Annotated in this window: 7 protein-coding genes, 1 pseudogene and 1 riboswitch; of the genes and pseudogenes, 2 read left to right on the plus strand and 6 right to left on the minus strand. The window is 63.1% G+C overall.

What is annotated here, in order from left to right; genetic code table 11:
* Positions 1-93 precede the first annotated feature (93 nt).
* The 5 genes from MUU54_RS24820 to MUU54_RS16045 all read right to left on the minus strand — a co-directional run bounded on the left by MUU54_RS24820 (position 94) and on the right by MUU54_RS16045 (position 4,187).
* Positions 94-510 (minus strand): hypothetical protein, encoded by a 417-nt coding sequence (locus MUU54_RS24820; RefSeq protein WP_312038836.1) that lies wholly within the window; start codon positions 508-510, stop codon positions 94-96.
* 170 nt (positions 511-680) lie between these two features.
* Positions 681-1,076 carry a hypothetical protein gene (locus MUU54_RS24825; protein WP_312038837.1) on the minus strand — a complete coding sequence of 132 codons (396 nt, stop codon included), beginning with the start codon at positions 1,074-1,076 and terminating at the stop codon, positions 681-683.
* A gap of 233 nt (positions 1,077-1,309) precedes the next feature.
* Complete coding sequence (locus tag MUU54_RS16035; RefSeq protein WP_247245027.1) at positions 1,310-2,137, minus strand: ABC transporter ATP-binding protein; 828 nt, start codon at positions 2,135-2,137, stop codon at positions 1,310-1,312.
* A complete protein-coding gene (locus MUU54_RS16040; RefSeq protein WP_247245028.1) occupies positions 2,134-3,174 on the minus strand; it encodes a FecCD family ABC transporter permease in 1,041 nt (346 codons plus the stop codon). Before MUU54_RS16040 ends, MUU54_RS16035 begins: the two co-directional genes overlap by 4 nt.
* Entirely contained in the window at positions 3,171-4,187 is a 1,017-nt protein-coding gene (locus tag MUU54_RS16045; RefSeq protein ID WP_247245029.1) for an ABC transporter substrate-binding protein, read from the minus strand. The genes MUU54_RS16040 and MUU54_RS16045 overlap by 4 nt, the downstream gene beginning before the upstream one ends.
* 160 nt (positions 4,188-4,347) lie before the next feature.
* A riboswitch (cobalamin riboswitch) is annotated at positions 4,348-4,576 on the minus strand.
* A gap of 332 nt (positions 4,577-4,908) precedes the next feature.
* Between MUU54_RS16045 and MUU54_RS16050 the strand changes: the two are divergent.
* Both MUU54_RS16050 and clpB read left to right on the plus strand, forming a co-directional pair.
* Positions 4,909-5,183: pseudogene (locus tag MUU54_RS16050) on the plus strand (hypothetical protein); the annotation flags it as partial.
* A 212-nt stretch (positions 5,184-5,395) separates the two neighbouring features.
* Positions 5,396-7,999: an ATP-dependent chaperone ClpB gene (gene clpB, locus MUU54_RS16055; protein WP_247245030.1), complete on the plus strand. Its 2,604-nt coding sequence runs from the start codon at positions 5,396-5,398 to the stop codon at positions 7,997-7,999.
* A 58-nt stretch (positions 8,000-8,057) separates the two neighbouring features.
* Here clpB and MUU54_RS16060 read toward each other — a convergent pair whose 3' ends face one another.
* On the minus strand, positions 8,058-9,992 hold the full coding sequence (locus MUU54_RS16060; protein ID WP_247245031.1) for a M23 family metallopeptidase: 1,935 nt from the start codon (positions 9,990-9,992) through the stop codon (positions 8,058-8,060).
* Between the last annotated feature and the right edge of the window lie 486 nt (positions 9,993-10,478).

Below are 10,478 nucleotides of genomic sequence, written 5' to 3' on the forward strand. Positions count from 1 at the left end.
TCAGCAGTCTGACTCTCGCGACCGGAGTTTTTGCGTTTCTGGAATGTCCTCACGGCCCATCGTGCTTCGAACAGGCGCCGCAGGTTGACACGATCAATGGCGTACGCCAGATCCGCCGACGGCAACGATATTGAACGGTGTTCCGGCAACTGGAATGGTGCGGCTTTGCGACAGCGTTCCCGCGTCCAGTACGAGAACCTTCTGCTGGTTGGAGTCGGTTACCGCGATTTCGTTCCCCATGACGGTGAGGCGCGGACGAGGGTCGCGCCAGTGGCCGTCCTTGCTGTAAGGCTCCGTGACCTGTGCGGACTTCGTGATCTCGCCTGTCAGAACGTCAAGAAGATGAAGCTTTCCGTCTTCCGTGAAGACGTAGGCTCGGCTCACCCGCTTCGAATCGAGGGCGAAATCGACCCGGCAAACCGCGAGCTGAACTAGGCGAAACGGATCCTGTTCCGAGGGGTCAATCGCCACCACCTTGTCATCGCCGTAGTTGCCGAGGAAGAACTGCATGGGCTTGCCGCCCAGCAGCGTGCTGACCTAGCCTGCGGGCCAGGTTCTGCCTGTATTCCAGCATTTCCAGCTCCGGAGCTCCAGCCCCACCTGGGGCGCGCGACCAAAACGCCTTCCTTGCAGCTAAAGGCGACCATGTCGGCGGAAGAGGCTTCGCCATGCAGCCCCGTTCACGTGGCAACGTCGCCGGCCTGCTGTCCCGCCTTGTCGAGGACTTTAAGGCCTAGGCGCGGGGGCAGTTCCCCTTCTTTAACCGGTTGCGACAGGTCCGGCTCGGAAACGAGCATGTAATCGTTCATGACGACAAGGCCGTGATGAGGAGCGGCTGCTTTAACCGTGTCGTAGTTCGGTTTTCCCTGGAGAAGCGCCTGTTCCGCAAAGACGCGCGCCTCACCCTTAAGATCAAAGAACTGCAGGACCTCATCTCCATGCGACACGGCATGGGCTGGACGACGCCCCTCCAGCTGCACGAGATGTGAAGGCTGCTCCAGCTCAATGTCGCTGTGCTCGCCGTGGTCGGAGAAGGTCGCGCCGGTGGCCACGACGTCAACCGCATCGGCGTTCATCTGCACCGCGAAGGCGGTCTTGCCACTTTCGCTGGCTACCAGGTGCGTGACCTATCCCTTAAGTGGATAACTGGCGAGTTCATCACCGGTCACGCAATCCAGAACCGTCAGCTTGGCTTCCTTCTGGTCGCCCACCAGAAGACGCCAGGCATTGATGTCTTCCGCCGAAGACGGAGCGAAGCTTCCAGCGAGAAAGGTCTAAGACAGGGCAAGGATCGATAGGCTTAAACGCATTAGGAGGATTGTCTAGTGCGATCCCCACCTTCGCTCGGCAGATCCGACAAGGCGCTCTGGCGTTGGCCCAGGCGGTACTGGATGTTGAACCGGCCGTGCACCGACGAGCGTTCGACATGCGCACGCACGCCGAAGACATCTTCGATCAGCGTTTCCGTCAGCACCACTCCGGCGGTGCCGGCGGCAACCAATTTTCCTTCGCGCAGAATGGCGATCTTGTCACAGAACATGGCGGCGAGGTTCAGATCGTGAAGCGCCACGATGCAGGTGATGCCGAGCCGGGAGACGAGTGACAGGATCTCGAGCTGATGCTGGATGTCGAGATGGTTGGTCGGCTCGTCGAGCAGGAGTTCGCTCGGTGCCTGCGCCAGGGCTCTGGCGATATGGACCCGCTGGCGCTCACCTCCCGACAGGGTTTGCCAGAGCTGGTTTGCCTTGTGCAGCATGTCGACCCGATCCAGCGCGTCTTCGACGGCCGCATCGTCATCGGCGCTTCTCGATGAGAGCAGTCCGCGATGGGGGGTGCGACCGAGCCCCACCACGTCGCGTGCCGTCAGCTGCGTATCGGTGCTGGACTGCTGCTCCACGAGGGCAATGCGACGGGCCAATGCTGCGCGCGGGATGAGGGAGATATCGTCTTCGCCGAGGCGGACGATGCCGCTTTGCACCTTTCTCAGCCGGCAGATAATCCTCAGCAGGCTGGACTTCCCCGATCCGTTCGGGCCGAGAAGACCCAGGATCCTGCCCTTGTCGATGTCGAGGCTGACACCGTCGACCACAATGTTGTTGCCGGCGGCGAAGCTGACGTTTTCGACGGCGATGCTCATGCGCTCCTCCGTGCCCGATAAAGGATCGCGGCAAAGGCGGGCGCGCCGAAGAGGGCGGTGACGACGCCGATCGGCAGGATCTGCTGCGGAATGATGATGCGCGAGATGATGTCGGCGCCGATCATGAAGATCGCGCCGGCAAAGGCTGTGGCCGGCAGAAGCCGGGCATGGCCCGGCCCGACGACGAAGCGTGCGGCATGCGGGATCACTAGGCCGACGAAGCCTATCGCACCGACCATGCTTACCACGATCGCCGTCATGGCTGCCGTCGTGCCGAGCAGGATGACCTGCACGCGCGTGACGGAAATGCCGAGTGAGGCTGCGGCATCCTTTCCGAAGGCAAAGGCGTCAAGCGCCCGGACATGAGCCATGCAGACCAGGAAGCCGACCAGCGCCACCGGCGCCGAAAGGGAGACATCCGGCCAGCGCACGCCACTCAAGGAGCCGAGCAGCCAGAAGAGCACGCCGCGGGCCTGTTCGGCATTGGCCGAGGTGGTGACGATATAGGAGGTGATGGCATTGAAAAGCTGCGAGCCTGCGACGCCGCACAGGATGATTCGCTCGCTGCTGCCGCCGGCACCGGCCGCCAGCAGGCCGACGAGCAGGAAGGCGACGGCAGCTCCGACAAAGGCGCCGGCGGAGAGTCCAAGTGCGCCGGAGCCCACGCCAAGGATCATAACGGAAACGGCGCCCGTGGATGCCCCGGCGGAGATGCCGAGGACATAGGGTTCGGCCAGCGGGTTGCGCAGCAGAGCCTGGAGGATGGCGCCACTGAGCGCGAGTGCTGCTCCCGCGCTGGCGGCGACCAGGGCGCGGCTGAGGCGATAGTCCCAGACGATGCCTTCATGGATGCGGCTGAGCTCGAAGCCGGTCCCGGCAAGGCGGTTGGCAACGGCCTTGCCGGTTGTCGCCAGCGGGATGGCCATCTCCCCGATTGAGACTGCCAGGCTGACCATCAGCGCGAGAAGGAGGCTAGCGGCAAGGCAAAGCCCGGCCAGCGCCCACCAGGTCCAACACCTTGAAGCCACCTGCCTCACCGGGAAAGACCGAAGGAAGCGATGCCGCGGGCCAGGATCTCGATCCCGTCAATCGTGCGGATCGTCGGGTTCATCGACTGCGCGTCCATCATCACGAAGTGCTTTTTGCGCACCGCGTCGAGTTCGCGCGTTACCGGATCCTGTTCCAGGAAGGCGACCTTCACTGCGGGATCATCGGCGGCATAGCGGCGGCGATCCATGGTAGCAATGACGATGACGGCCGGGTTTGCCTCCGCAATCGTTTCCCAGCCGACCAGCGGCCATTCCTCTTCGCTGGTCACGACGTTGGCCGCGCCGAGCGTCCTCAGGATATAGGCCGGTGCGCTGTTCTTGCCGGCGATAAAGGCATCGCCCTCCACGTCCTTGCTGGAGAACCAGAAGACGACCGGAGTGTCCTTGCCAGCCAGCCCGGCGACGGACGAGACGGCGGCGGCTTCACGGGCGCGAAGCTCGGCGATCAGACTGTCGCCACGCGACTTTACATCGAAGATCTCCGCCAGTTCGGCAATTTCACGATAGATGAGATCCATCGTGAACAGTTCCTTGCGGACGCCATCGCCGCCGTTGGTATTGCGCTTGGCGACGCAATCGGCGGGCGACACATAGGTTTCGATGCCGAGGTCGGCGAACTGCTCGCGGCTGCCGACCGATCCCTGCGGCCCGATATGCCATTCGAACTCGGCGGCAACGAGGTCCGGCTCCTCGCCGACGACGGATTCAAAACTGGGATTATTGTCGGCAAGCCGCTTGATGCTACGAACTACTTCGGCATAGGCCGGCAGCACGGGTCCGACCCAGACGGCGGTGCCGACGATACGGTCGGCGAGGCCGAGGGAGAGAAGGATCTCGGTCATGCCCTGGCCGATCGAGACTACCTTTTGCGGGACGCTTTGGAAGGTCACGTCCCGGCCGCAATTGCTGAGCGTGAGAGGGTATTGGGTCTGGGCAGAGGCGGAGCCGGCGAGCGCGGCAAGCCCCGACGCCAAAGCAAGGATGGTTATGAAACGGCGCATTGTTGAAATCTCGATTGGGGGAGGGAAAAGCGGATGCCACCAGGGCAGTGCCCATGCCGTGCCGCACAGCTATGGGCCGAGGGTCCAATCAAGACGGAGGAGGGCCTTGCGGCGCAGGTCAAACATGGCTGATCCTTTCCGGGCATCCCCGCCCGGCTGATTGGATTGTCGATTGATGGCAGGTCTCCTGGCTCACGGTCGTCTGCCTCCCATCTGCCTTCCCGAGCAAAGGCTCAGTGGCATGGCGCATTCAGCGCCCAAGGATGGGTGGGCAAACCGCTTACAGTTGCGGGGGCAGCCGCGGCATCGGTGCTCTTGCAAGCCGCCTCACCGCGTTCCCTATTAATCCCTTCGGTACAACCTCGAGGAACCATCGCGGACAGCTAGCCGGAAACAAGACGTATCGTCAAGCTGGCGCGTCAAGCGCCGATATCACGTGCGAAAATGATGTCATGATGTGTCACCTCATGTGATGTAATAACGTATCAAGTAGGTGCTTTCGCTTCTGCTGTCCAGCCCCTTCCTTAGTAGCCCGGATGTGGCATGACAGCCGACTCGCGGGGCGCCAGCGGCCTCTGTTGCTGCAGCCTCTACTGAAGTAATCTCCGGTCATGAGAACGTCGTAATCGACGTGGCTGAGCCAATGCGCTGCACGCAGCAGCACCCCGTCTTTTCCGCAGGACGCCACGGTTGATCCGCGTGCCGATGCAGATCCGTATCGTCTGGCTCTTCGCTCGACGAGAACATCAACCCCGTCGGACGCCTGTACTACTGCGCATCCACGATGATCTGTGCTCCAACGTCGCTGGCGCAGGAGACCGGGCTTGCTCTCGGCGCGCAAGCCGGGGAAAGGCGGCTGACGGAGGTCAACCGCTCGGGCGGCTTCGGGAAGGTGCGCCCGCCGCCCAAACCCCGCTCAACATGGTGCTCGAGGCGACACGAGCCCAAATCGTCCGGTCGCGCATCCTAGTGTACAGGGCTGATGGCCAACTCTGACTTGCCGCCGGGAGCGCGCCCGGCGGCAAGTCGTAGCGGAAGGATACCCGTACCTCCAGCAGATCTCTTCCGCTCCTTTAAATCCCCAAAAACTTCTCCCATATCTCGTTGCAACGCCGGTTGTTCCGGCGACGGGCTCGCCTTTGAGGGAGCTCAATCTCAATCATCGCTCCGTGCCTTACGAAGGGCGGGACGATCCGTGGAGGTTAGACATGAACATCGAGAAATATTCAGAACGAGTGCGCGGGTTCCTGCAGTCGGCACAGACGCATGCGCTCTCCGAAGGCCACCAGCAGTTCACGCCCGAGCACGTACTGAAAGTGCTGCTCGACGACGACCAGGGCATGGCGTCGTCGCTGATTGCGCGTGCCGGCGGTGACGCGAAGGAGGCCCGCATCGCCAATGACGCGGCGCTTGCCAAGCTGCCGAAGGTGTCCGGTGGCGGCGGTCAGGTCTACCTGTCCCAGCCGCTCGCCAAGGTCTTCACCACGGCGGAAGAGGCGGCAAAGAAGGCCGGCGACAGCTTCGTCACCGTCGAACGGCTGCTGCTCGCGCTCGTGATCGAAAGCACGGCATCGACATCCGCCACGCTGAAGAAGGCGGGCGTGACGGCCCAGGCGCTGAACCAGGTCATCAACGAGGTCCGCAAGGGCCGCACCGCCGACAGCGCCAATGCTGAACAGGGTTTTGACGCATTGAAGAAATATGCTCGCGATCTGACCGGCGAGGCGCGCGAGGGCAAGCTCGATCCGGTGATCGGCCGCGACGACGAAATCCGCCGCACGATTCAGGTGCTGTCGCGCCGTACGAAGAACAATCCGGTCCTGATCGGTGAACCCGGCGTCGGCAAGACGGCGATCGCCGAGGGGCTTGCGCTGCGCATCGTCAATGGCGACGTGCCGGAGTCGCTGAAGGACAAGCGGCTGATGGCGCTCGACATGGGCTCGCTCATTGCCGGCGCGAAATACCGCGGCGAATTCGAGGAGCGGCTGAAGGCCGTCTTGAACGAGGTGCAGTCGGAAAACGGTGAGATCATCCTGTTCATCGACGAGATGCACACGCTGGTCGGCGCTGGCAAGGCCGATGGCGCGATGGATGCATCGAACCTCCTAAAGCCGGCTCTGGCCCGCGGCGAGCTGCATTGCGTCGGCGCCACCACGCTCGACGAATATCGCAAGCATGTGGAGAAGGACCCGGCGCTTGCCCGCCGCTTCCAGCCCGTCATGGTCGACGAGCCGACCGTCGGGGACACGATCTCGATTCTGCGCGGCCTGAAGGAGAAATACGAGCAGCACCACAAGGTGCGGATCTCGGATTCGGCACTCGTTGCCGCCGCGACACTGTCCAACCGCTACATCACCGACCGGTTCCTGCCCGACAAGGCGATCGACCTAATGGACGAGGCCGCGTCGCGGCTGCGCATGCAGGTGGACTCCAAGCCGGAAGAACTCGACGAGCTTGATCGGCGGATCATCCAGCTGAAGATCGAGCGCGAGGCGCTGAAGAAGGAAACCGATGCGGCATCCGCGGACCGGCTGGCCCGACTGGAAAGCGAGCTGACCTCGCTCGAGGAAGAGGCCGATGCGCTGACGGCACGCTGGCAGGCGGAAAAGCAGAAGCTTGGCCTTGCCGCCGACCTGAAAAAGCAGCTCGACGAGGCCCGCAACGACCTTGCCATCGCCCAGCGCAAGGGCGAATTCCAGCGCGCCGGCGAGCTTGCCTACGGGGTGATCCCGAAGCTCGAGAAGGAGCTTGTCGAGGCGGAAGCTCAGGACGGCTCGGACGCCGGCAACATGGTGCAGGAAGTGGTGACGCCGGACGGCATCGCCCATGTCGTGTCGCGCTGGACCGGAATCCCGGTCGACAAGATGCTGGAAGGCGAGCGCGACAAGCTGCTGCGCATGGAAGACGAACTCGCCAAGACCGTGGTCGGCCAGGGCGACGCCGTGCAGGCGGTTTCCCGCGCCGTGCGCCGCTCGCGCGCCGGGCTGCAGGATCCAAACCGGCCGATCGGCTCGTTCATATTCCTAGGTCCCACCGGCGTCGGCAAGACCGAACTCACCAAGTCGCTCGCGCGCTTCCTGTTCGAGGACGAGACGGCGATGGTGCGGCTCGACATGTCGGAATACATGGAGAAGCACTCTGTTGCCCGGCTGATCGGGGCGCCTCCGGGCTACGTGGGTTACGAGGAAGGCGGCGCGCTGACGGAATCCGTCCGGCGCAAGCCCTATCAGGTCGTGCTCTTCGACGAGATCGAGAAGGCGCATCCGGACGTGTTCAACGTGCTGCTGCAGGTGCTCGACGACGGGCGCCTGACGGACGGGCAGGGCCGCACGGTCGACTTCAAGAACACGATCATCATCATGACCTCGAACCTCGGGGCGGAATATCTGACCACTCTTCCGGAAGGGGCAGATTCCGATCACGTGCGCGACCAGGTGATGGATGTGGTGAAGGCCTCGTTCCGGCCGGAATTTTTGAACCGCGTCGACGAGATCATCCTGTTCCACCGCCTCGAACGCGGCGAAATGGGGGCGGTCGTCGACATCCAGATGAAGCGTCTGGTCTCGCTGCTCGCCGAGCGGAAGATCGTGATCGAGCTCCATCCGAACGCGCGCGAATGGCTGGCCGACAAGGGCTACGATCCGGTCTACGGCGCACGGCCGCTGAAGCGGGTGATCCAGAAGTTCGTTCAGGACCCGATGGCAGAGCAGATCCTCGGCGGGCAGATCCCGGACGGTTCGACGGTGGCCGTCGATGCCGGTTCCGACCGGCTGCTGTTCCGGGTGAAGCGAGAGGTAAGCGAGGCGGCCTGACTTCGTTGACACAATGTGAAAACGAAATGGCGGCCGACGCCGCCATTTTCCGCTGGAACTATCGGCTTGCCACTTCCGCCGGATCGCCGCCGCCGCCGAGAAGGGCATCGATGCGGCCACGCTCTTCCTTGAAGCGGGCAAGATTGTCGCCGGCCAACGATTTTCCGCCCGGCAGGCGGATCTTCATCGGATCGACCTTGGTGCCGTTGACGATCAGCTCGTAGTGCAAATGTGCCCCGGTCGACTGACCGGTGGAGCCGACATAGCCGATCACCTGGCCTTGGGTGACCTTGGCGCCCGGCTTGATGCCCTTGGCGATGGCGCTCTGGTGGTTGTAGGAAGATTCATAGCCATTGGCGTGGCGGATGATCGTCTGGTTGCCGTAGCCGGAGGCCCAGCCGGCCGCTTCCACCACGCCGTTGCCGGATGCGATGATCGGCGTGCCGCGGGGGGCTGCCCAGTCCGTGCCGGTATGCATGCGCGAGAAGCCGAGAATAGGGTGGCGGCGCATGCCGAAGCCGGAGGTCATGCGGCCGTTTGGCACCGGGTTGCGCAGGAGGAACTGGCGGATCGACTTGCCCTCGGCATCAAAATAATCGACCGAGCCGTCCTCCGGGTTCTGGAAGCGGTAGAAGCGGGTGGTCGTGTCGCCGAAATGGGCGTTGACGTAGAGAAGCTCCGATTGCTCGGTTGCCTGTCCGCTCTCGTCCTGGACCGAGAAGAAAGCCTCGATCGCATCGCTTGGCTTCAACTGCGCCTGCAGGTCGACGCTGCTGGCGAGAAGCTTGACGAGAAGCCCCGTCATGTCCGTCGTCATGCCGTAGGAGAGGGCGGCGCGATAGATGCCGTCATAGACGCGCGGCAGCTCGCGACCGGACGCCACCTGCACCGGCTGTTCCTCGAAGGCACCGGCGACGGCATCCAGCATCGGCGGTTCTTCGGCATCGACGATGCGGCCACGGTCGTTGAGGGCGATCGTCACCTGGTGCTTGCCGCGCCGATAGACCGAGGCGCGCACCACCAGCACCATATCGCCCTGCTGCAGCACACCAATGCGCAAGACGTCACCGGGCAACAGCTTCGGCTCCTTCATTCGACTGGCGAGATGGCCGGCGATCTCGTCGGCCTTGCCTTCCGGATAGCCGACGTCTTTCAAGGCGGTCCCAACGTCTTTCTCCATGCGGATCGGAATGACGTCGTCGGCATAGTCGCGGGTTTCCGGCGTCACCGGCTCTGCCGAGGTGACAGTCATGTTCTGCTCGACGATCCGGGCAGTGAGGCCAGCGGTCAGGTCGAGGCCGTCCTCCTCGGAGGAGAAACGGCGCGGATCGACATAATAGAGGGCGGAAAGCTGGGCATTGCCATCGGTCAGCACGGAGCCGTTGCTGCGTACGTTTTCTTCCACCTCCTCGAGCGTCATGGAAGACGCGTAAGGATAGCCGGCTGCCTTCTTCGGGAAGGGCAGGGCGCGCAGCGTCACCTCGGATTCCACCTCGGATCCGTAGATGACGCCGGTGCTTGTCGGTGAGGAGGCTGGCTCCTCGCTGGAGGCGAAGATAGTGAGAGGGTCGAAGGCCGGGTAGTCTTCCTGGGCGACGTGGTTGGCTGCCAGGTTCATCTTTACATGAGCGAAGGGCCTGCGGCGGATCACCTCGCGCTGTCCCTCATGCACGACGGTGGAAACCTCCATGACCTTGCGGTCCGTCGGCATGGCGACGATGTTGCCGCCGAGAAGCCGGCCACCGCGGGTGACGTTGGTCGTCTCTTCCTGGGGCAGCGATGCAGACGCCTCTGCCGGGATTGCCAGCTGCTGCCGTCCGTCGAGAGCGGCAAACAGTGCCACGCCCATCAGGATGGAGGAGGTGATACCGGTGAGAAAGGTGCCGGAAAGCCAGCGCAGCGAGATCTCGCGCCGATCGGGCGCCCGCCGGCCATCGGCCAGCAAGGGTGGCTCGTTGCCGAGCGATCGGATCGTGCTGCGGGCGTTGATCATGCCGTGTCTGACAGTCCCCTGATGCCCCTCTTGAACGGCCGACAGTATTGCGGCGGGAGCTTGGCTGAAACATGTGCCCTTTTTGCCACGGAGTGTCAAATCGGTGCAGCGGCTGATGCCGGCCCCCAACGGTGGCATCATCCGCTGAGGCTTAGACAGGAGAATTGTGAAAACACAGCGGCGCATACGCTCTGTTGCGCAAGTATTTGCAGCGTCCGCCCCCGCGCAGGCCGCCGGCGTCTCCGGTTGGGACGGGTGTGGATAGAGCCGACAACAGGGTCGGCGATGGCTATGGCCCCTATATCAATTACGCATAAAGCCCGCTCCATATCGATGGGGCTGCCGGTCACATTCTGAGGACGCGCTTGAGGGTACGTCTTAGCGCGGGCAGGACGGTTCTAGGTGGTTCGGCGGGGCATTTCTGGAAATTACGCTTTCCGATCAGTATGTTGGTGAAAAACTAGGGTGCTTTTGCAAAAACCGTGT

Origin of the sequence: Pseudorhizobium tarimense, from assembly GCF_022968135.1 — a bacterium.
Lineage (GTDB): Bacteria > Pseudomonadota > Alphaproteobacteria > Rhizobiales > Rhizobiaceae > Neorhizobium > Neorhizobium tarimense.

Bases quoted from the DNA above. Each gene is read 5' to 3' on its own strand.
- MUU54_RS16045 (WP_247245029.1), bottom strand. From the start codon at position 4,187: ATGCGCCGTTTCATAACCATCCTTGCTTTGGCGTCGGGGCTTGCCGCG.
- MUU54_RS16035 (WP_247245027.1), bottom strand. From the start codon at position 2,137: ATGAGCATCGCCGTCGAAAACGTCAGCTTCGCCGCCGGCAACAACATT.
- MUU54_RS24820 (WP_312038836.1), bottom strand. From the start codon at position 510: ATGCAGTTCTTCCTCGGCAACTACGGCGATGACAAGGTGGTGGCGATT.
- MUU54_RS24825 (WP_312038837.1), bottom strand. From the start codon at position 1,076: ATGAACGCCGATGCGGTTGACGTCGTGGCCACCGGCGCGACCTTCTCC.
- MUU54_RS16060 (WP_247245031.1), bottom strand. From the start codon at position 9,992: ATGATCAACGCCCGCAGCACGATCCGATCGCTCGGCAACGAGCCACCC.
- clpB (WP_247245030.1), top strand. From the start codon at position 5,396: ATGAACATCGAGAAATATTCAGAACGAGTGCGCGGGTTCCTGCAGTCG.